Source organism: Pantoea sp. SIMBA_079, assembly GCF_046940275.1.
Classification (GTDB): domain Bacteria; phylum Pseudomonadota; class Gammaproteobacteria; order Enterobacterales; family Enterobacteriaceae; genus Pantoea; species Pantoea borealis.
Map to the genome: position 1 here is coordinate 180,332 of NZ_JAWRYR010000001.1, position 19,882 is coordinate 200,213.

General features: G+C 58.2%; 17 protein-coding genes, 1 tRNA gene and 1 riboswitch. Of the genes, 5 read left to right on the top strand and 13 right to left on the bottom strand.

What is annotated here, in order from left to right:
• Positions 1 to 74: 74 nt before the first annotated feature.
• The 5 genes from SB719_RS00840 to metG form a co-directional block, all read right to left on the bottom strand.
• A complete protein-coding gene (locus SB719_RS00840) occupies positions 75 to 1,772 on the bottom strand; it encodes an NAD-dependent malic enzyme (protein WP_065648888.1) in 1,698 nt (565 codons plus the stop codon).
• 157 nt (positions 1,773 to 1,929) lie between these two features.
• On the bottom strand, positions 1,930 to 2,826 hold the full coding sequence (gene cdd, locus SB719_RS00845; RefSeq protein ID WP_304233209.1) for a cytidine deaminase: 897 nt from the start codon (positions 2,824 to 2,826) through the stop codon (positions 1,930 to 1,932).
• Between the two features lie 124 nt (positions 2,827 to 2,950).
• On the bottom strand, positions 2,951 to 3,643 hold the full coding sequence (locus SB719_RS00850; protein ID WP_065648890.1) for a CidB/LrgB family autolysis modulator: 693 nt from the start codon (positions 3,641 to 3,643) through the stop codon (positions 2,951 to 2,953).
• Positions 3,636 to 4,022 (bottom strand): CidA/LrgA family protein, encoded by a 387-nt coding sequence (locus SB719_RS00855; RefSeq protein WP_039385425.1) that lies wholly within the window; start codon positions 4,020 to 4,022, stop codon positions 3,636 to 3,638. The genes SB719_RS00850 and SB719_RS00855 overlap by 8 nt, the downstream gene beginning before the upstream one ends.
• A gap of 177 nt (positions 4,023 to 4,199) precedes the next feature.
• Entirely contained in the window at positions 4,200 to 6,233 is a 2,034-nt protein-coding gene (metG, locus tag SB719_RS00860) for a methionine--tRNA ligase (protein ID WP_304233204.1), read from the bottom strand.
• A gap of 163 nt (positions 6,234 to 6,396) precedes the next feature.
• On the opposite strand from metG, the gene apbC reads away from it, so the two are divergent.
• Positions 6,397 to 7,509 carry an iron-sulfur cluster carrier protein ApbC gene (gene apbC, locus SB719_RS00865; RefSeq protein WP_065648893.1) on the top strand — a complete coding sequence of 371 codons (1,113 nt, stop codon included), beginning with the start codon at positions 6,397 to 6,399 and terminating at the stop codon, positions 7,507 to 7,509.
• Between the two features lies 1 nt (position 7,510).
• Here the strand turns inward: apbC and SB719_RS00870 are convergent, their stop codons facing one another.
• Positions 7,511 to 7,957, bottom strand: a complete 447-nt coding sequence (locus SB719_RS00870) for a GNAT family N-acetyltransferase (RefSeq protein WP_065650442.1) — start codon at positions 7,955 to 7,957, stop codon at positions 7,511 to 7,513.
• Positions 7,958 to 8,218: 261 nt separating this feature from the next.
• On the opposite strand from SB719_RS00870, the gene ahpC reads away from it, so the two are divergent.
• Together ahpC and ahpF are read left to right on the top strand one after the other, a co-directional pair.
• A complete protein-coding gene (gene ahpC / locus SB719_RS00875; RefSeq protein ID WP_065648894.1) occupies positions 8,219 to 8,782 on the top strand; it encodes an alkyl hydroperoxide reductase subunit C in 564 nt (187 codons plus the stop codon).
• A gap of 71 nt (positions 8,783 to 8,853) precedes the next feature.
• On the top strand, positions 8,854 to 10,422 hold the full coding sequence (ahpF, locus tag SB719_RS00880; RefSeq protein ID WP_065648895.1) for an alkyl hydroperoxide reductase subunit F: 1,569 nt from the start codon (positions 8,854 to 8,856) through the stop codon (positions 10,420 to 10,422).
• Positions 10,423 to 10,484: 62 nt separating this feature from the next.
• On the opposite strand, the gene SB719_RS00885 is transcribed toward ahpF, so the two are convergent.
• A complete protein-coding gene (locus SB719_RS00885) occupies positions 10,485 to 10,688 on the bottom strand; it encodes a hypothetical protein (protein WP_314686243.1) in 204 nt (67 codons plus the stop codon).
• 190 nt (positions 10,689 to 10,878) lie between these two features.
• Positions 10,879 to 10,975: riboswitch (TPP riboswitch) on the top strand.
• A gap of 69 nt (positions 10,976 to 11,044) precedes the next feature.
• Between SB719_RS00885 and thiD the strand changes: the two genes are divergently transcribed.
• A complete protein-coding gene (gene thiD / locus SB719_RS00890) occupies positions 11,045 to 11,845 on the top strand; it encodes a bifunctional hydroxymethylpyrimidine kinase/phosphomethylpyrimidine kinase (protein WP_065650444.1) in 801 nt (266 codons plus the stop codon).
• A 64-nt stretch (positions 11,846 to 11,909) separates the two neighbouring features.
• Here thiD and SB719_RS00895 read toward each other — a convergent pair.
• Positions 11,910 to 11,985, bottom strand: a tRNA-Asn gene (locus tag SB719_RS00895).
• A 264-nt stretch (positions 11,986 to 12,249) separates the two neighbouring features.
• Between SB719_RS00895 and SB719_RS00900 the strand changes: the two genes are divergently transcribed.
• Positions 12,250 to 13,371 carry a Gfo/Idh/MocA family protein gene (locus tag SB719_RS00900; RefSeq protein ID WP_065648896.1) on the top strand — a complete coding sequence of 374 codons (1,122 nt, stop codon included), beginning with the start codon at positions 12,250 to 12,252 and terminating at the stop codon, positions 13,369 to 13,371.
• 122 nt (positions 13,372 to 13,493) lie between these two features.
• On the opposite strand, the gene yegS is transcribed toward SB719_RS00900, so the two are convergent.
• From yegS to mdtD, 5 genes are all read right to left on the bottom strand, one after another.
• Positions 13,494 to 14,393: a lipid kinase YegS gene (gene yegS, locus SB719_RS00905; protein WP_293004804.1), complete on the bottom strand. Its 900-nt coding sequence runs from the start codon at positions 14,391 to 14,393 to the stop codon at positions 13,494 to 13,496.
• Between the two features lie 228 nt (positions 14,394 to 14,621).
• Positions 14,622 to 15,992, bottom strand: coding sequence for a tRNA 5-hydroxyuridine modification protein YegQ (yegQ, locus tag SB719_RS00910; RefSeq protein WP_304233197.1), 1,371 nt, complete (start codon positions 15,990 to 15,992; stop codon positions 14,622 to 14,624).
• Positions 15,993 to 16,128: 136 nt separating this feature from the next.
• Positions 16,129 to 16,836: a two-component system response regulator BaeR gene (gene baeR / locus SB719_RS00915; RefSeq protein WP_412158758.1), complete on the bottom strand. Its 708-nt coding sequence runs from the start codon at positions 16,834 to 16,836 to the stop codon at positions 16,129 to 16,131.
• A 9-nt stretch (positions 16,837 to 16,845) separates the two neighbouring features.
• Positions 16,846 to 18,189 (bottom strand): two-component system sensor histidine kinase BaeS, encoded by a 1,344-nt coding sequence (gene baeS, locus SB719_RS00920; RefSeq protein WP_412158908.1) that lies wholly within the window; start codon positions 18,187 to 18,189, stop codon positions 16,846 to 16,848.
• Between the two features lie 38 nt (positions 18,190 to 18,227).
• Positions 18,228 to 19,625, bottom strand: coding sequence for a multidrug transporter subunit MdtD (mdtD, locus tag SB719_RS00925; protein ID WP_065648900.1), 1,398 nt, complete (start codon positions 19,623 to 19,625; stop codon positions 18,228 to 18,230).
• Between the last annotated feature and the right edge of the window lie 257 nt (positions 19,626 to 19,882).

Here is a 19,882-nt window from a genome sequence, read left to right on the forward strand (position 1 = left end):
CAGCTAAGCAAGCTCACCCCGGCTGGCTGATGTTTTTTTCGGCAGTGCCGGATCGAAATCCGGCACGCTATACATCAGATAGAGGTACGGCGATAGTGACGATACTGTGGCAGCCAGAAGTTGTTGTGAACTGCTTTAGAAAGCACATCCTCCGACGTCACCACGGCAACGCCAGCCAGCTGTGCTGCTTTGCCGACTTCCATCGCAATCAGTTTGGAGACGCCCTGGATATCTTTGATCTCCGGCAGTACCGGGCCTTCGCCGTCGTTAACCAGCGGCGAGCAGTCAGCCAGCGCGCGGCTGGCCGTCATCAGCATGGAGTCGGTCACGCGCGTTGCGCCTGCGGCAATCACGCCCAGGCCGATACCCGGGAAGATATAGGAGTTATTGCACTGGGCAATCGGATAGGTTTTGCCTTTCCAGGTTACCGGTGAGAACGGGCTGCCGGTTGCAACCAGCGCGGCGCCGTCGGTCCAGGCGATGATGTCTGCCGGCGTCGCTTCCACGCGTGACGTCGGGTTAGAGAGCGGCATCACGATAGGGCGTTTGCAGTGCTTGTGCATCTCGCGAATGATCTCTTCGGTGAACAGGCCTGGCTGGCCCGATACGCCGATCAGAATATCGGGTTGTGCGTTGCGTACCACATCCAGCAGCGAAATCGTATCGCTGGTGACGTCCCACGCTTTCAGATTGTCACTTTTTTGCACCAGTTTGCTCTGGAAATCGAGCAGGTTTGGCAGCTTGTCGGTGAGCAGACCAAAGCGGTCAACCATCATGACCCGCGAACGCGCTTCCTCATCGCTCAGTCCTTCAGATTTCATCTGCGCAATGATCTGTTCAGCAATACCGCAGCCTGCAGAACCGGCGCCGAGGAAGACCACTTTCTGCTCGCACAGGCGGCTGCCTGCAGCGCGACTGGCGGCAATCAGTGTGCCTACGGTAACGGCTGCGGTGCCCTGAATATCATCGTTGAAGCAGCAGATTTCATCGCGATAGCGCTGCAGCAGCGGCATGGCGTTCTTCTGTGCAAAATCTTCAAACTGCAGCAGGACGTTTGGCCAGCGACGTTTCACCGCCTGAATAAATTCATTCACAAACGACTCATACTCTTCGCCGGTAATGCGCGGATGACGCCAGCCCATATAGAGCGGATCGTTGAGCAGCTGCGGGTTATTCGTGCCGACATCCAGCACCACCGGCAGGGTGTAGGCCGGACTAATGCCGCCGCAGGCGGTATAGAGCGACAGCTTACCAATCGGAATACCCATGCCGCCGATACCGAGGTCACCAAGACCAAGAATACGCTCGCCATCCGTTACCACAATGACCTTCACATTCTGCTTGGTAGCGTTCTGCAGCATGTCTTCAATGCGATCGCGATTGTTGTAAGAGATAAACACGCCGCGCGCGCGACGGTAGATCTCAGAGAAATGCTCACACGCTGCACCCACGGTTGGGGTATAAATAATCGGCATCATCTCTTCCAGATGATTGTCCAGCAGGCGGTAGAACAGGGTTTCATTGGTGTCCTGGATATTGCGCAGATAGACGTGCTTGTCGTTATTGTTTTTGAAATCCAGAAACTGACGCCAGGCGCGTTCCGCCTGCTCTTCAATGGTCTCAACCGCATCCGGCAGCAGACCATTCAGATTGAATTCGTTACGTTCTTCCAGTGAGAAAGCGCTGCCTTTATTCAGCAGCGGAAATTCCAGCAGAATCGGACCCGCATAAGGGATATAGAGCGGACGTTTACTTTCGTACTCGAGTTCCATGCAATGTTTGCTCCGGTTGCAGTGTTTGCTGACGTATCGCGACGAAAAGCTCACGCCAGATCTGATTAGTGTAAAGGTCTGGCGCCCGATCCTATGAAAATTCCGGCAGATGTACAGCTTTTGTTAACAGCAGGTCACAAAAGCGGTAAAAGGATCACTAAACGGATGTTTTTGAAACTAAAGTAATCGTCAGCGCGTGGCAGCCAAGCGCGGCAAGCGTCGCGCGCGTCGCATCCGCCTGCGTCAGCGCACCCTGCGCGGACTCAGCCAGCGCCGCGCGGCAGATGGTCTCCAGCGGTTCATGATGCATATTCATCAGGATCAGCGCGGCCTGCAGCGGGGGCAGGCTGGGATTAAACGCGGCATTTTCCGCATAGCGGCCGCTATAGATTGCGCCGCTGCGGCTCTCCAGTGCCACACCGCTATAGCTGTAGCTGTAAGGGGCGTGGCTCTGACTGGCGGCACTGATGGCCGCCTGCTCCAGCGCATCGCCGGCCGGGGCAAAGGCATGGTCAACCGGCGTCATCAGCCGCTCTGCAATATTAAGGTCAGCAGGACCAAACGCATCGGGCAGGTAGTGCGCCAGCGTGCTCACTTCGCGTCCCGGCAGGCTGATACGGATTGCCGTACCGCTGTTCAGCTCATTCATAAACTGACGGCAGTGGCCGCACGGCGTGTAGTTTACGGTGATGGCCGCCAGCGCCGTTTCACCGCGCAGCCAGGCGTGGGTAATCGCGCTCTGCTCAGCGTGCACCGTCTGCTGCATCGTGGCGCCGCGAAACTCCATATTTGCCCCAAAATACCAGTGGCCGCTGACGCCACGCGCGATAGCGCCAACGTTAAAGCGGGAGAGCGGCGCAACCGCACAGCAGGCGGCGAGCGGCAGGAGCGCCAGCGCCAGTTCATCCTCTTCCAGTCCGGTCACCTGCTGCAGCTGTATCAACTCATCAGGGCGGAGCACGCCGTGAAAATCGGGCGCGTCCAGCAGCGGCTGCAGCGCCTGCTGCAGAGCAGTCGGCAGGTCGGAGAAAGCGGAAGAGAATCGTGGGTGCATGGTGTCAGGCCTCATTAACTCATCAGCGGCGGGGCGCCGCCTGCTGAGTTATATGTGATCCATGTCGCTATGACAATGTAAGCTGATTGAGTTGTTTCAACTTTGCGAGATCTCTCGCAAACTTTCAGCCAAACCACGCCAGCAGCAGCGGAAAGATAAACGGTGCCAGTAACGAGGTAATGATGCCGCAGATCACCAGCGCCAGTGAACTGAACGCCCCTTCCTGATAGTCGATTTCCGCCGCGCGCGCCGTGCCCAGCGCGTGTGACGCGTTGCCAATCGCCAGGCCGCGCGATGCTTTGCTGCGAATGCGCAGCAGGTTCAGCAGCATGTGCCCGAAGACGGCACCAAATACGCCTGCGATCAGCACGCAGATAGCGCTGATGGCCGGAATACCGTGCAGCGAGGCAGAGACCGCCATCGCAATCGGGGTGGTGACTGACTTGGGTAAGAGCGTCGCAGCGATCTCCGGGGTGGCGCCCAGCCACAGCGCCATCGCAGTGCCGGATACCATGGCGGTCAGGCTGCCAATAAAGCAGACGCTGATGATGGTTTTCCAGCGTGCACGGATCTGATGCATCTGCTCATAAAGCGGCAGCGCCAGCGCCACGACCGCTGGCTGCAGCAGCTGATTCAGCAGTGCGCTGCCGGCAAAATAGCGCGTATAGGGGGTATGCGTCAGCAGCAGCACCGGAATTATAATGGCCATGGCTACCAGCAGCGGGTTAATCAGCGAGATTTTAAGCTTTGCCGCCAGCCGGCGCGCCACAAAATAAGCAGCCAGCGTCAGCGGCAGGGACCACCAGACATCACTCATGCGGCTGCTCCTGTTTCGGGCGCTGCAGGCGTTCAGCGCTAAAACCCACCACCACCAGCACCATCAGCGTACTGGTGAGGCAGGAGACCACAATCGGACCAAACTGCGCGGAAAGCACATCGGTATAGCTGATGACGCCAACGCTTATCGGTACAAACAGCAGCGCCATATAGCGGATCAGCAGATGGCAGCCGGGTTTTACCCAGCGAACCGGCAGGATCTGCAGCCCCAGCAGTAAAAACAGCAGCAGCATACCGATAATACTGCCGGGAATAGTAAAGGGAAGCAGGGCGGCGAGCGCGATACCGGCATAGAGCGCGGCATAGATAATCATAAAGGCGCGCAGATAGCGCCAGCAGGCAGTTAACACGTCAGACATCTCCGGCTCCGGTCATCTGTTTTACATCATACGCATTACGCGCTTAGCGTGCCAGACGTCACACAGAGGCAGGTCTGTTGGCGCTGCAGAATCAGCTACAGAGGCGATCGCGAAGGGAGCAGAAGCAGAAAATCAGCCCTCTCCGGAAAGAAGAGGGCTGTAAACGAAGAAAAGAGCTTACTTAACCGGCATGCCTGGCTGTGCGCCACTGTCCACCGAGAGCACGAACAGATCGCTGCCGCCCGGGCCGGCTGAGAGCACCATACCTTCCGATACGCCAAAGCGCATCTTACGCGGCGCCAGATTGGCCACGATAATGGTCATCTTGCCCACCAGCACGGAAGGATCGGGGTAAGCCGCACGAATGCCGGAGAAGATCTGACGCTTCTCACCGCCGAGATCGAGCTGCAGGCGCAGCAGCTTGTCTGAACCGTCAACCAGCTCCGCCTGCTCAATCAGCGCCACGCGCATATCGACTTTGGCGAAATCATCAATGGTGATGGTGTCGCCAATCGGCGCGTCAGCGAGCGGGCCGCTTACGGCAGGTTGACTGGCTGCCGCCGCATCCTCTTTCGATGCCGCAATCAGCGCTTCCACTTTTGCCATCTCAATGCGGCCGTAGAGCGCTTTGAACGGTGCCACGCTGTGGTTCAGCAGCGGCTGTGCGATGCCATCCCAGCTCAGTTCGCTCTGCAGAAACGCCTCAGCACGTTCGCTCAGCGACGGCAGTACCGGCTTCAGCCAGGTCATCAGCACGCGGAACAGGTTGATGCCCATTGAGCAGATCGCCTGCAGGTCAGCGTCGCGGCCTTCCTGTTTCGCCACCACCCACGGTGCCTGCTCATCAACATAGCGGTTTGCCAGATCGGCCAGCGTCATGATTTCACGAATGGCGCGGTTATATTCACGGTTCGCCCACGCTTCGCCAATCTTCTCTGACGCCGCCACAAAGGTCTGATAAAGCGCCGGATCGGCGAGTTCAGCAGCCAGTTCACCGTTAAAGCGTTTGGTGATAAAACCGGCGTTGCGCGAGGCAAGGTTAACCACTTTGTTCACGATGTCAGCGTTAACGCGCTGCACAAAATCTTCCAGATTCAGGTCGATGTCATCAATGCGCGAAGAGAGCTTGGCCGCGTAGTAATAGCGCAGGCTGTCGGCATCGAGATGCTGCAGCCAGGTGCTGGCTTTGATAAAGGTGCCGCGCGATTTTGACATTTTCGCGCCGTTTACCGTGACATAGCCATGTACAAACAGATTGGTCGGCTTGCGGAAACCGCTGCCTTCCAGCATGGCTGGCCAGAACAGGCTGTGGAAATAGACGATATCTTTACCGATAAAGTGGTAGAGCTCGGTCGCGGAATCTTTCTGCCAGAATTCGCTGAAGTCGATATCACCGCGCTTATCGCACAGGTTCTTAAACGAGCCCATGTACCCGATTGGCGCATCAAGCCAGACGTAGAAATATTTGCCCGGCGCGTCCGGGATCTCGAAGCCAAAGTAGGGCGCATCGCGGGAGATATCCCACTGCTGCAGTCCCGACTCAAACCACTCCTGCATCTTGTTGGCAACCTGCTCCTGCAGCGCACCGGAGCGGGTCCACGCCTGCAGCATCTCGCTGAACGACGGCAGATCGAAGAAGAAGTGCTCGGAGTCACGCAGTTCCGGCGTTGCGCCTGATACGACTGATTTAGGCTCAATCAGCTCCGTCGGGCTGTAGGTGGCGCTGCACACTTCGCAGTTATCGCCATACTGATCGGCTGCTTTACATTTCGGGCAGATGCCCTTCACAAAACGATCGGGCAGGAACATCCCTTTTTCCGGATCGTAGAGCTGTGAAATGGTGCGCTTTTTGATAAAGCCATTTTCATTCAGGCGCGTGTAGATCAGCTCAGCCAGCTGACGATTCTCATCGGCATGCGTTGAGTGATAGTTGTCATAGCTGATATTAAAACCGGCGAAGTCAGTTTCATGCTCCTGCTTCATATCGGCGATCATCTGCTCCGGGGTGATGCCCAGCTGCTGCGCTTTCAGCATAATCGGCGTGCCGTGGGCATCGTCTGCGCAGATGAAGTAAACCTGATTGCCACGCATTCGCTGGTAACGGACCCATACATCAGCCTGGATGTGTTCCAGCATGTGACCAAGATGGATAGAGCCGTTTGCGTACGGCAGGGCGCACGTTACCAGTAATTTTTTAGCGACTTGAGTCATGATTTGCGTAGCTTTCCGTTAATAAAAAATCGGGGGTTAGATGGTAACCGAAGCACCCTCCGGCGTAAACACAGGAGGCGCGTCGCGCTCTTTTCCGCGCGGCTCTGATATGATTGACCTTATACCGCTACATTCTGGCGTCATGATGAAATAAGGAGAGGGGATGAGCACACAATCCCGGGATTATCATTCACCTGAAGCGTTGCGTGCCGCGGTCAGCGGCGTGCTGAGCGCGTTTACGCACCCCACGCTGCAGCAGAATCTCACCACGCTGAAAGCGCTGCGGCACGTCGCGCTGCTGGATGAAAAACTGCATATTGAGCTGGTTATGCCGTTTGTCTGGCACAGCGCATTTGAGGATCTCAAAGCGCAGGTCAGCGCGGAGCTGCTGCGTCTGACGCAGGCACGCGCTATCGACTGGCGTCTGCGTCACGATATCGCCACGCTGAAGCGGGTAAAAAATCAGCCGGGCGTGAACGGCGTGAAAAATATTATTGCGGTCAGCTCCGGCAAAGGCGGCGTTGGCAAGTCGAGCACGGCGGTCAACATGGCGCTGGCGCTGGCGGCGGAAGGGGCGCGCGTGGGCCTGCTGGATGCAGATATCTATGGTCCCTCTATCCCGAACATGCTGGGAACGGAAGCGGAGCGTCCGACGTCGCCTGACGGCACGCACATGGCCCCGATTATGGCGCACGGGCTTGCCACCAACTCCATTGGCTATCTGGTCACGGACGATAACGCTATGGTGTGGCGTGGACCGATGGCGAGCAAGGCGCTGCTGCAGCTGCTCAACGAGACGCTGTGGCCCGATCTCGACTATCTGGTGCTCGATATGCCGCCCGGCACCGGGGATATACAGCTGACGCTGGCGCAGAGCGTACCGGTCACCGGCGCCGTAGTGGTAACTACGCCGCAGGATATTGCGCTGCTGGATGCGCGCAAAGGCATTGTGATGTTTGAAAAAGTGGCGGTGCCGGTGCTGGGGGTGGTGGAGAACATGAGCATGCATATCTGCAGTGAATGTGGCCATCACGAGCCAATCTTCGGTACCGGCGGGGCTGAGCGGCTGGTGCAGGATTACCACACCCGCCTGCTGGCACAGCTGCCGCTGCATATTCATCTGCGGGAAGACCTGGATGACGGAACGCCTACGGTGATCCGCCGGCCAGAGAGCGGGTTTACCGCGCTCTATCGCCAGCTGGCGGGGCGCGTAGCCGCTCAGCTCTACTGGCAGGGCGAGATTATCCCGGGCGACATCGCCTTCCGGGCGGTGTAGCTTACGCTGTTTCGCTGGCGCGTCCCGCCAGCGGATAATGCATCAGCACATAGGTACCCTGTTCGCCTTCACCGCTGGCGACACGTTGCCAGCCGTGATGCTGGTAGAACGCCAGCGCGGCCCGGTTCTCTGCCAGACATTTCAGCGCGCCGGTTGAGGTAAAGCGTGCCGTAACCTGCTGCAGCAGCGCGCTGCCCACCCCCTGAGCCTGATGCGCCGGGTCAACGTAAAGGCTGTGCAGAAAATTATCGTTGTCCAGAATACCGGCAAAACCCGCGCGTTCGCCGTTTATCTCCGCTACCAGCACCGTTTCGCCCAGGATCACCGCATCAAAATCTTCCAGCTGCCAGTCATCACCGTTGAGCCATGTCCAGCTGTGCCGGCGCGCGGCGAGAAACAGCGTGCGCAGAAACGGACGGTCGCTCTCCTGAAAAGGTCGGATATTCACGTGCGGGGTCTCCTGAATCGCAAGCATCGCTTATGGCACGCGGTCATACGCACCAGCCTGTAAAAAAAATAGCAGTTTTGCCGCATTCTGAGAAAGCCTGTTATCGCCGCCGCTTTTCTGTGTAGAATGCCGCGGCAAGCCGCACCGGATCTGGTCTCGCTGCATTGATAGCTTTTGTTTATCTGAGTGATAACGTCTGCGTATTAGCACCTGGCCCGAAAAAACTGTAGCCTGCATCACATCTTTTTAACGGAGGTCACTATGTCAATCATTAACACCAAAATTAAACCGTTCAAAAACGCAGCGTTCAAAAACGGCGAATTCATCGACGTAACCGAGAAAGACGTTGAAGGTAAATGGAGTGTTTTCTTCTTCTACCCGGCTGACTTCACCTTCGTATGCCCGACTGAACTGGGTGACGTTGCAGACCACTACGAAGAGTTCCAGAAACTGGGCGTAGATATCTACTCTGTTTCTACTGACACGCACTTTACCCACAAAGCCTGGCACGGTTCTTCCGAGACCATCGGCAAAATCCAGTATGCCATGCTCGGCGATCCAACCGGCGCGCTGACCCGCAACTTTGAAATCATGCGTGAAGCAGAAGGTCTGGCCGATCGCGGTACCTTCATCGTTGACCCGGAAGGCATCATCCAGGCGATCGAAATCACCGCTGAAGGTATTGGCCGTGACGCATCTGACCTGCTGCGCAAAGTGAAAGCCGCCCAGTACGTGGCCTCTCACCCAGGCGAAGTCTGCCCGGCTAAATGGAAAGAAGGCGACGCCACGCTGGCTCCGTCACTGGACCTGGTTGGTAAAATCTAAGTTACCTGACACCATTCGGTCTCTTTTTTATCGGGTGCTGCGGCACCCGATTTTCTTCACAGGAACTCACTATGCTCGACACCAATTTAAAAACCCAGCTTAAGGCTTACCTTGAGAAACTAACGAAACCGGTTGAGTTGATTGCTACCCTGGATGAGGGCGCTAAATCTGCAGAGATCCGTACGCTGTTAGCAGACATTGCTGCGCTCTCTGACAAAGTCAGCTTCCGTGAAGAGAACGATCGTCCGGTCCGCAAGCCATCGTTTCTGATTACCAACCCAGGCAGCCAGAGCGGTCCGCGCTTTGCCGGTTCGCCAATGGGCCATGAATTTACGTCACTGGTGCTGGCCCTGCTCCAGACCGGTGGACATCCCTCTAAAGAGGCGCAAAGCCTGCTGGATCAGGTTATTTCACTCGATACCGATCTGCACTTTGAAACGTACTATTCGCTCTCCTGCCACAACTGCCCGGACGTGGTGCAGGCGCTGAACCTGATGGCGGTGCTTAACCCGCGTATCAGCCACACCGCCATCGATGGCGGCGTGTTCCAGCATGAAATCACCGAGCGCAACGTCATGGGCGTGCCGGCTGTCTACCTTAACGGCAAAGAGTTTGGTCAGGGCCGCATGAGCCTGGCTGAAATCGTCGGAAAAGTAGATACCAACGCTGATAAGCGTGCGGCAGAGGAGCTGAACAAGCGTGACGCTTATGAAGTCCTGATCATCGGCAGTGGTCCGGCAGGCGCCGCGGCCGCTATCTACTCCGCGCGTAAAGGTATTCGCACCGGTCTGATGGGCGAGCGTTTTGGCGGCCAGGTACTGGATACAGTAGATATTGAAAACTACATCTCTGTACCCAAAACAGAAGGTGCGAAGCTGGCGGGTTCACTGCGCGCGCACGTCGATGATTACGCGGTGGATGTGATTGACACGCAGAGCGCGATTAAACTGATCCCGGCCGCGCAGGAAGGGGGATTGCACGCTATTGAAACCGCTTCCGGCGCGGTGCTGAAATCACGCAGCATCATCATCGCCACCGGCGCGCGCTGGCGCAACATGGGCGTACCGGGCGAAGATCAGTATCGTACCAAAGGGGTAACCTACTGTCCGCACTGCGACGGCCCGCTGTTTAAAGGCAAGCGCACCGCGGTCATTGGCGGCGGTAACTCCGGCGTGGAAGCGGCCATCGACCTGGCCGGTATCGTTGAGCACGTTACGCTGCTGGAATTTGCCGGTGAGATGCGTGCCGACAAAGTGCTGCAGGATAAACTGCGCAGCCTGAAAAATGTCGACGTGATCCTCAACGCCCAGACTACCGAAGTCAAAGGCGACGGCAGCAAAGTCACCGGCCTGGCGTATCTGGATCGCACCACGCAGACCACGCACGAGCTGGCGCTGAGCGGCATCTTTGTACAGATTGGTCTGCTGCCTAATACCGGCTTCCTTGAAGGCGCGGTAGAGCGTAACCGCATGGGTGAAGTGATCATCGATGCGAAGTGCGAAACCAGCCTGAAAGGCGTGTTTGCCGCCGGCGACTGCACCACGGTGCCCTATAAGCAGATTATCATCGCCAGCGGCGAGGGCGCTAAAGCGTCACTCAGCGCCTTTGATTATCTGATCCGCACCCAGCCGGCACAGTAAATTCAATTCTGTTATCCGGCCTGCGCCCCGCACCTTGCTGCGGGGCTTTTTTTTGCCGTTAATCAGCCAAGCCAGCGGCGTGCTTCGCTATCGCTGAGGTCGCGGTAGTAAAGCTTGTGCAGCCGCGCGCCACAGCCGCGACAGCGTGCGGTGATACAGGTGGCCAGGCAGTAACGTCCGGCAGGGTTCAGAACGCCGGGGCGGCTGATTGTAATCTGATGCCAGCGGTGAGCATGCGGAATAAGATGGCGCAGCAGGTTCATCATGGTGATATCCGGCAGGGTGGTCCGGCAGCAGATTAAGCACGCAGCAGCGTTATCGCGGCTTGCGCTGTATCAATAAACCGGTCACCCCAGCGGTCTGTCTGCCTCTGCAACCGCGCAGATCAATGTTTCTGCTCTCTGTGGCTTGCTTCCGGCGATCGCTTCCCCTAAGCTGCCGGTGTGTCGTAACAGACACCATGACTCGGGGTGCCCTTCTTTGTGAAGGCTGAGAAATACCCGTATTACCTGATCTGGATAATGCCAGCGTAGGGAAGTCAGATGCCTGCGCGCATTCGCCTTCCTGTACGCCTGACAGGAGCGCTATGATGACCCACCCTTTCTCTGCTTTGCCGCGCGGCTTGCCCCGTATAAATGCCCTGACCATTGCCGGCACCGATCCCAGCGGCGGCGCGGGGATTCAGGCCGATCTCAAAACCTTTTCTGCACTCAGCGCCTACGGCACCAGCGTCATTACCGCACTGGTGGCACAAAATACCTGCGGCGTGCAGTCGGTCTGTTATCTTTCCCCGGCGTTTGTCGCCGCACAGCTCGATTCGGTCCTGAGCGATATCCGTATCGATACGGCGAAAATCGGCATGCTGGCCGGGAGCGATATTGTGGAGGTCGTAGCGGAAAAACTGGCGCGTGCGCGGCTGCCGTTTGTGGTGCTGGATACGGTCATGATTGCCAAAAGCGGCGATGCGCTGCTGGCACCCGAGGCGGTGGCAGCGATGCGTGAGCGGCTGCTGCCGCAGGTTTCACTGATCACGCCTAATCTGCCGGAAGCGGCGGCGCTGCTGGAAACGGCACCTGCCCGGGATGAGCGCGCCATGCTGCAGCAGGGGGAGGGACTGCTGGATCTCGGCTGTGCAGCGGTGCTGATGAAAGGCGGCCATCTGGAGGATGCAGAGAGCCCTGACTGGCTGATCACCCGCAGCGGCCGCACCCGTTTTACGGCGCCGCGCGTGGCGACGCGTCATACCCACGGCACCGGCTGTACACTGTCGGCAGCGCTGGCGGCGCTGCGACCACGGCATGAGAGCTGGGCTGATACAGTGGCAGCGGCAAAAGGCTGGCTGCAGCAGGCGCTGCTGCAGGCCGATTCACTGGAGGCAGGAAAGGGCATCGGGCCGGTGCATCATTTTCATCACTGGTGGTAGGACGCAGGCGGATAGTACGCAGGCATAAAAAAAGCAGCCTTACAGGCTGCTCTTTTTAAGAATCTGGCTCCTCTGACTGGACTCGAACCAGTGACATACGGATTAACAGTCCGCCGTTCTACCGACTGAACTACAGAGGAATTGTGTGGAACGGGGCGCATAATATCGGGCAGCCTGCTGCGTGTCAAAGCCCTTTTGCAAAATTTTCACCGACTGCTGAATAAACCGCCACTGCCTGACACAATGTGAGGAATATCACCAAAGTACTGCAACCTTACAGCGGTAATTGCTGGTTTTGTCGTGTGCCCCACATCAATGATCACAGATATTTCATTTCGCCATTGTGGCGCCGAAATATGAAACATATATTCCGCGAAACCTTCTCTACTTTTCACGGGTGCAGCATGAACAGAGTCAGAATCGGAATGATTGGCAGCGGATATATCGGGCGGTGTCACGCTATCGCCTATGCGCAGGCACCCACGGTATTTGCCCTGAAGGGGGAGATCGTGCGTGAGATGCTGGCTGAAGTAAACCCGGCCCTGGCGGCAAAGCAGGCCGCCACGTTTGGCTTTGCCCGTTCCACCGGCGACTGGCGCGAGCTGGTCAGCGATCCGCAGATCGATGTCGTGGATATCTGCGCGCCCAACTTCCTGCATAAAGAGATGGCGCTGGAGGCGATTCGCCACGGCAAACATGTCTACTCGGAAAAACCGCTGTCGCTGAGCGTAGCGGATGCAGAGGAGATGGTACAGGCCGCAGAGCGGGCAGGTGTAAAAACGCTGGTGGGCTTTAACTACATGAAAAACCCGACCAGCCAGCTGGCGCGGGAAATCATTGCGCGCGGCGAGATTGGTGACGTGGTGCATTTTTACGGCACCCATAACGAAGATTATCTCGCCAGCCCGCAGACGCCGCTGGACTGGCACTGTCAGCAAAAACTGGCGGGGCTGGGCGCGCTGGGCGATCTGGCAGCGCACATCGTCAATATGGCGCACTATCTGGTGGGCGACATCGAGGAAGTCAGCGGTGACATGATGACGGTTATCACGCAGCGGCCCGACCCTAAAGATCCTGCGCGTCTGCTGCCGGTAGAGAATGAAGATCAGGCCAGCGCGCTGCTGCGCTTCAGAAATGGCGCGCACGGGGTTATTGAGACCTCACGCATCGCCTGCGGCAGCAAAATGGGGCTGACCTACGTAGTGACCGGCACCCGGGGCACGCTGCGTTATACCCAGGAGCGCATGGCGGAGCTGGAGCTTTATCTCCACGATGAGCCTGCCGGGCGGCAGGGCTTTAAAACGCTGCTCACCGGGCCGGCGCATCCGGACTACGCCAGCTTCTGCGTCTCTGCCGGACACGGTATCGGTTTTAACGACCAGAAAACCGTGGAGATCCGCGACCTGATCAACGGCATCGCGGCGGGCGATCGTATGTGGCCGGACTTTGCCGAAGGGTTACAGGTACAAAAGGTGCTGGAAGCCATCGCAGTTTCGGCGGCTGAGCGGCGCTGGATGAAGGTGTGATGCGGAGGGTTAAGCCAGTCGCCCTGACTGCAGAGCGGCTTTTGAGGAGGTCGCCGGGTGTGGCGACCCTGCAAGTCACAGGGTGCGCATTGATGCGCCCCTGATGTTACGCACGCCCGTTGTTACGCCAGAAGCGCACACTGTGGCGGCAGGCGACAGCTGATTGCCCCCGGCAGCACGTCAATGGTGAATTCACTGCCGCTCAGCGGTTCACCGTCCAGATTAAACGTCATCTCATGCGGCGAGCGAATGGTCAGGGAGTCGAGCTGAGCCGACACAATATTAGGGTTCTCATCATCGCGCGTCAGCGAATGGAACAGCGTTGGCAGCAGCTCCTGCGCGGTCACGATGCTGAGGTTAAGCTGACCATCGTTGATCAGCGCATCCGGGCAGAGGCGCTGTCCGCCACCCGCCTGGCGACCATTGCCGATACCGATAACCAGCGCGTCCCCCTGCCAGCTGAAACCGGGCCCGCTGATTTCACAGCTGTCAGGTTTTAGCGCGTCCACGCGCATCAAACCGTGGATAAAGTAAGAGACGCCTCCCAGCGCGGATTTCAGCTTCTCCGGCGTTTCGGTGGTGATGCGCGTACCAAAGCCGCCGGTCGCCATATTGATAAAATAGCGGTCGCCATTGACCCGTGCCAGATCGATAGCGGTGGCTTTACCCACTACGGCAAGGCGCAGCGCCGGCTCCATTTCAGCCGGAATACCCACGCTGGTGGCAAAATCGTTGGCGGTGCCCAGCGGCAGAATACCGAGCACCGGACGCGAGGCGTCGGGCACGGCAGCCAGCGCCGTGGCAATCTCATTAATGGTGCCGTCGCCGCCACCTGCGATAACGGTTTCCGCCTGCAGAGCAACCGCTTCCTGTACATAGCGATCGCCATCACCCTTTTCCCAGGTGACGCGCACGGCCAGATTAAAGCCCTCTTCGCGCAGCGTATTAACGGCCGCGCGCAGATCCTCATTGCCGGCGCCTTTTCCATTCAGGATCAGCAGCGTGAGCGGTGTAGTGTGCATCTTCAGTTCCTTGAAACGTGAGACAGGGATGTGGTTATAGCATAGCTGCGGCGGGAACTTTATCGGCAGGCGCTGAAAAAAGAAAACCCGCGCGGGGGAGCCGGGCGGGTAAATGAGGTGGTTCCTGGTCGTGCATGCTGGATATTGTTACTCATTAGCAGCAGGCGCGATTCTAAAGCGCGGCGTTGCGACCGTCTGTGATCCTGTTCTAACTTCGCCGCCTTTTTTTCATTTTGTGCGATTTTTGCCGTGCGGATCGCTGGTGGTGTTGCCTTCAGGGAGATTGCGCAGCAGCAGTGCAAAGGTGAGATCCACTTCTGCCGGCACCGGGATCCAGACCCGATGGCCGTCGCCGGGTGCAACGCCGATCGCTTCAGCGCGATCGTTTTGCATTGCCTCCAGCGTGCAGGTCAGGTTGCCCTGCGGCGTCATGATCTCCACCGCATCGCCCTGCAGGAATTTGTTTTTCACCGCAATCTGCGCCCAGTCACCGCGCCGCTCGCCGGTAAACTCGCCCACAAACTGCTGGCGCTCAGAAACGGAAAAACCCTGCTCATAATTCTGGTAGCTGTCATGGGTGTGGCGGCGCAGAAAGCCTTCGGTATAACCCCGATGCGCCAGACCTTCCAGCGTGGCGAGCAAAGAAGTATCAAAGGGTTTACCCGCTGCGGCGTCATCGATGGCGCGGCGATAGACCTGCGCGGTCCGCGCACAGTAGTAGAATGATTTGGTGCGTCCTTCAATTTTCAGCGAGTGGATGCCCATCGCGCTCAGCCGCTCCACGTGCGCCACCGCACGCAAATCCTTTGAGTTCATGATGTAGGTGCCGTGCTCATCTTCAAAGGCGCTCATTACCTCGCCGGGCTTCATTTTCTCTTCCAGCAGAAACAGCCGGTCGGTTGGTGCGTTGTGGCCGGGCACGGGAGCCTGCTGTCCGGACGGCTCATGCATGCCGGTAATATTGCCGACCTCATCCTGCTGACCTTCGGAGACCTTATACGACCAGCGGCAGGCGTTGGTACAGGTGCCCTGGTTTGGATCGCGTTTGTTGAGATAGCCAGAGAGCAGGCAGCGGCCGGAGTAGGCCATGCAGAGCGCGCCGTGAACAAAGATCTCCAGTTCCATCTCTGGCACCTGCGTGCGGATCTCCGCAATCTCCTCCAGCGAAAGCTCGCGTGACAGAATGACGCGCGTCAGCCCCATCTGCTGCCAGAATTTCACCGTGGCCCAGTTGACGGCGTTGGCCTGCACGGAAAGGTGGATGGAGATGGCCGGAAACGCCTCGCGCACCAGCATAATCAGCCCCGGATCGGACATAATCAGCGCATCCGGCTGCATTGCCACCACCGGTGTGAGGTCGCGAATAAACGTTTTCAGTTTGGCGTTATGCGGCGCGATATTAACCACCACATAGAATTTTTTACCCAGCGCGTGCGCTTCAGCGATCCCCTGCGCCAGATTGTCATGTGTGAATTCGTTGTTGCGTACGCGCAGACTGTAGCGCGGCTGGCCGGCATAAACGGCATCAGCGCCGTAGGCAAAGGCGTAACGCATATTTTTCAGCGTTCCCGCCGGGGAGAGCAGTTCAGGTTTAAACATGGAAGACTCACTGATGTCAGGTCAGCTGGCCATCGCGGATGGCCGCAGCAGAAGCCGCAGCGTGCGGCTCTGCAAAAGAGGCGGGAATTGTAGGCAGGGTGCGGAGTGAAGTAAATTGATCGGGATCAATAACAGGCTATGCCAGCCGGCACATATCCGCCTCCCAGCGATAGCCGATACCATATACCGCACGAATAAACGGCTGATCGGCATCCAGCGCCTCAAGCTTGCGGCGCAGGTTTTTGATATGGCTGTCAATAGTACGGTCGGTCACTACACGGTAATCATCATAAAGCTGATTCAGCAGCTGCTCGCGGGAAAACACTTTGCCGGGTTCCAGCGACAGCGTTTTCAGAAGGCGGAACTCCGCCGGCGTCAGCTCCAGCGGAGCGGCACGCCAGCTGGCCTGAAAGCGACCTTCGTCAATCATCAGCAGCGACGCCTGCTGCGTCTCTTCCGGCGATTTACGCACGCGGCGCAGAATGGTTTTCACGCGCGCCACCACTTCGCGCGGGCTGAACGGCTTGCAGATATAGTCATCCGCGCCGGTCTCCAGCCCCAGCAGGCGGTCAATCTCTTCGGTGCGGGCGGTGACCATAATAATTGGCAGGTCGGAGCTGCGGCGTATTTCGCGGCACAACGTCATACCGTCGCAGCCCGGCAGCATCAGGTCGAGCAGCAACAGCGCGGGCGTAGTGTGCTGCAGCCAGGCCTGCACTTCGCCGCCACTGGCAATATGATGCGTGCGATAGTTCGACGCCTGCAGATAATCGATCATCAGCTGCGCCAGCTTGGGTTCATCTTCAACAACAAGAATTAGTGGATCGCTATTTTCCGGGCTCATACGGGCTTTCTACTGGGGAACATAGGGCAAGTTTAGCCTGATTTGTACGCCACCTAAATCAGAGTGCTCTGCAGAAATCGTACCGCCGTGCGCCTCGACGATATTTTTACAGATAGCCAGCCCCAGACCGGAGCCTCCACTGGCGCGATTGCGGGAATTTTCCGCACGGAAAAAGCGCTCGAACAGCTGCGTGCGCTGCGCCGCCGCTACGCCGGGTGCGCTGTCATCAATACAGAGCAGCCACCGATCCTCCTGCTGCCGCATGGTAATGCGGACGTCGCCGCCGGGATGGGTGTAGCGCAGGCTGTTTTCCAGCAGGTTCGTAAACAACTGCATCAGCCGGTCAGGATCGCCAAAGCTGCTGGCTTCTGCAGGCAGCTGCAGCTGCAGCGTCAGATGGTGCGTGCGATAGCGTCCGGCAAAGCTGCCGGCGATCACTTCCAGCAGGTTAACCAGATCCAGCGGCTGTTTGCGGTAGGCAAGGGCACCCGCATCGGAGAGCGACAGCTGATGCAGGTCATCCACCAGCTTGGTCAGTACCACCACCTCGCTCTGCAGCGAACTTATCGCCTCAGGCGTGACCTGCCGCACGCCATCCTGTATCGCCTCCAGCTCGCCACGCAGGATCGCCAGCGGCGTGCGCAGCTCATGGGAGATATCCGCCATGAACGCGCGGCGATTACTCTCATTTTTTTCCAGCGACTGCGCCAGCTGATTAAAGTCGCGCGCCAGCTGACCAATTTCATCACCGCTATCAACCTTAACCCGGGTAGCAAATTTACCCGCTGCCAGCTGATGCGTGCCCTCTACCAGCCGTTTGACCGGCGCCAGCAGGCCGCGTGCCAGCAGCCAGGTCACCAGCGCCGCCAGCAGGGTAGAGAGCGTGACGATCATCCAGTTGGTCTGGCGCTGCTGCCGGTCAAAATTGATATCGGTGCTGCGCGTCAGGTTTTCCGCCGGCGAGGCAATCACCCAGCCGACAATTTTACCGGTGCTGGTGGTGATGTTACGCCGGGTTCCTTTTGGCGGAATTGGTGCGCGCGGGCCTGACAGCACCTTATATTGCTGATCGATGATCCAGAACTGTGTGCGCCAGCCGTGCGGCGGCAGCGGATTGTGGCTGCCAGGGTTCTGCTCCAGCGAGCGCAGAATGGTGAAGATAAGCCGATCGTTCTGGCGCAGGAAATCCCAGCTGCCGTGCTGCTCATACTGATCCGCCAGCGCATCACTCAGCAGCGTCAGCCGCTGTTCGTTGCCCTTTTTAATGTAATCAACAAAGCCATGCTCAAAGCTGAGCCGTACTCCCCAGTGCATAGTAATAATGACCAGCATGCAGGTGCCAAAAATCGCCATAAAGAGTTTGGCGCCGATGCCGGGCCGGAAACGCGCAATCACTTATTGCTCCTGGTTCTGAGATCAACATTTTTACTGAGGGCTTCCGGTACCCGCCAGAACACCAGCGCCGGCAGGGCGATCACCACCACCATACAGAGCCAGGTCCAGGCAAAGGTCTGCTGCGCCATGTCGCTGCCGGCAGCGGCCTGGTGGCCAAACGCGCCAAGCAGCAGACCGGCGAGCGTGACGCCGATACTCATCGACAATTGCATGATCATCGACAGCAAGCTGTTCCCACCGGAGGCGAGATCGTCCGGCAGATCTTTCAGCGTCAGGGTATTCATGGCGGAAAAACGCAGGGCATTGACCATGCCGAGCAGCAGCAATACCAGCGGCAGGAGCCAGATCCAGCCGGCCAGCGCCACCACGGCAAACAGCGCTACGACCCCTGCCAGCGCCAGCGTGCTGCTGACCAGTACGCGGCGGTAGCCAAACAGATTCACGATGCGCACCACCACACGCTTGATGCCCATATTTCCCAGCACCATCGGGATCATCATCAGCCCGGCGTGAAACGGCGTGAAGCCAAGACCTACCTGCAGAAACACCGGCGTCATAAACGGCAGCATGCCGCTGCCGATGCGCCCGGTAAAGCTGCCGAGCAGACCAATCGAATAGAGACGGTTATCAAACAGCCGCAGGCTGAACAGCGCGTTGTCATTATGGCGGCCGTGCATCAGATAGAACAGCAGCGACAGTACACCGGTGAGGATCAGGAGACCGGGCAGCAGTGCGCCGCTGCCGCCGCCATCCAGCGCCAGCGTCAGCGCCGCCATGCCAGCCGCCAGCAGCAGAAAGCCGGCAAAGTCAAACCGGCGCGTCTGCATGGTGTAGTTAGGCATCAGCATCAGCGTGGCGATAGCACCAATAATCCCGACCGGGATATTGATGAGAAAAATCCAGTGCCAGCTGGCGTATTCAACCAGTACGCCGCCGAGTGCCGGACCGAGCAGCGGGCCAATCTGACCCGGCAGGGTGACAAAGGTCATGGCGGACATATATTGCTCGCGCGGCACAATTTTCATGACCGTTAAGCGGCCCACCGGCACCATCATTGCGCCGCCGATGCCCTGCACCACGCGCGCCAGGACCAGCTGGTTAAGCGTGGCAGCCAGCGCACAAAACAGCGATCCGACGCTGAACAGCACAATCGCGCTGAAAAAGATGTTACGCACGCCAAAGCGATCAGCCAGCCAGCCGCTCAGCGGCAGCATCACCGCAACCGTCAGAACGTAAGAAACGATGACGGAATGCATATGCAGCGGGCTGACGCCGAGATCCTGTGCCATAGAGGGCAGCGCAGTGTTGACAATGGTGGTATCCAGCGTCTGCATAAAGAAGCCAAACGCCACAATCCAGAGCTGCCAGCGTACCGTGGTGGCAGGTGTATTCATCTTCTCTCCTCCAGCGTAAAGGCGCGTTTGTTTACCCCGGGGCGCATTAATGCGCCCCCGCAGGGGCGCCATTAATGGCGCCCTGGTTTCGTGTGCGCTGTTTGCCCGGGGCGCATTAATGCGCCCCCTACGGAAACCAGTTGGCATGTTCCCGTAGGGGCGCCATTAATGGCGCCCTTGTTTCGTGCGCGTTGATTGCCCGGGGCGCATTAATGCCGAAATCGTCCGCGTAGGGGCGCCATTAATGGCGCCCTGGA

What these genes read in the sequence shown, in the direction of transcription:
- cdd (WP_304233209.1), bottom strand. Translation starts at nt 2,826, where the DNA reads ATGCACCCACGATTCTCTTCCGCTTTCTCCGACCTGCCGACTGCTCTG.
- yegQ (WP_304233197.1), bottom strand. Translation starts at nt 15,992, where the DNA reads ATGTTTAAACCTGAACTGCTCTCCCCGGCGGGAACGCTGAAAAATATG.
- ahpF (WP_065648895.1), top strand. Translation starts at nt 8,854, where the DNA reads ATGCTCGACACCAATTTAAAAACCCAGCTTAAGGCTTACCTTGAGAAA.
- SB719_RS00850 (WP_065648890.1), bottom strand. Translation starts at nt 3,643, where the DNA reads ATGAGTGATGTCTGGTGGTCCCTGCCGCTGACGCTGGCTGCTTATTTT.
- SB719_RS00855 (WP_039385425.1), bottom strand. Translation starts at nt 4,022, where the DNA reads ATGTCTGACGTGTTAACTGCCTGCTGGCGCTATCTGCGCGCCTTTATG.
- SB719_RS00885 (WP_314686243.1), bottom strand. Translation starts at nt 10,688, where the DNA reads ATGATGAACCTGCTGCGCCATCTTATTCCGCATGCTCACCGCTGGCAT.
- yegS (WP_293004804.1), bottom strand. Translation starts at nt 14,393, where the DNA reads ATGCACACTACACCGCTCACGCTGCTGATCCTGAATGGAAAAGGCGCC.
- baeS (WP_412158908.1), bottom strand. Translation starts at nt 18,189, where the DNA reads ATGGCGATTTTTGGCACCTGCATGCTGGTCATTATTACTATGCACTGG.
- SB719_RS00840 (WP_065648888.1), bottom strand. Translation starts at nt 1,772, where the DNA reads ATGGAACTCGAGTACGAAAGTAAACGTCCGCTCTATATCCCTTATGCG.
- mdtD (WP_065648900.1), bottom strand. Translation starts at nt 19,625, where the DNA reads ATGAATACACCTGCCACCACGGTACGCTGGCAGCTCTGGATTGTGGCG.
- baeR (WP_412158758.1), bottom strand. Translation starts at nt 16,836, where the DNA reads ATGAGCCCGGAAAATAGCGATCCACTAATTCTTGTTGTTGAAGATGAA.
- apbC (WP_065648893.1), top strand. Translation starts at nt 6,397, where the DNA reads ATGAGCACACAATCCCGGGATTATCATTCACCTGAAGCGTTGCGTGCC.
- SB719_RS00900 (WP_065648896.1), top strand. Translation starts at nt 12,250, where the DNA reads ATGAACAGAGTCAGAATCGGAATGATTGGCAGCGGATATATCGGGCGG.
- ahpC (WP_065648894.1), top strand. Translation starts at nt 8,219, where the DNA reads ATGTCAATCATTAACACCAAAATTAAACCGTTCAAAAACGCAGCGTTC.
- metG (WP_304233204.1), bottom strand. Translation starts at nt 6,233, where the DNA reads ATGACTCAAGTCGCTAAAAAATTACTGGTAACGTGCGCCCTGCCGTAC.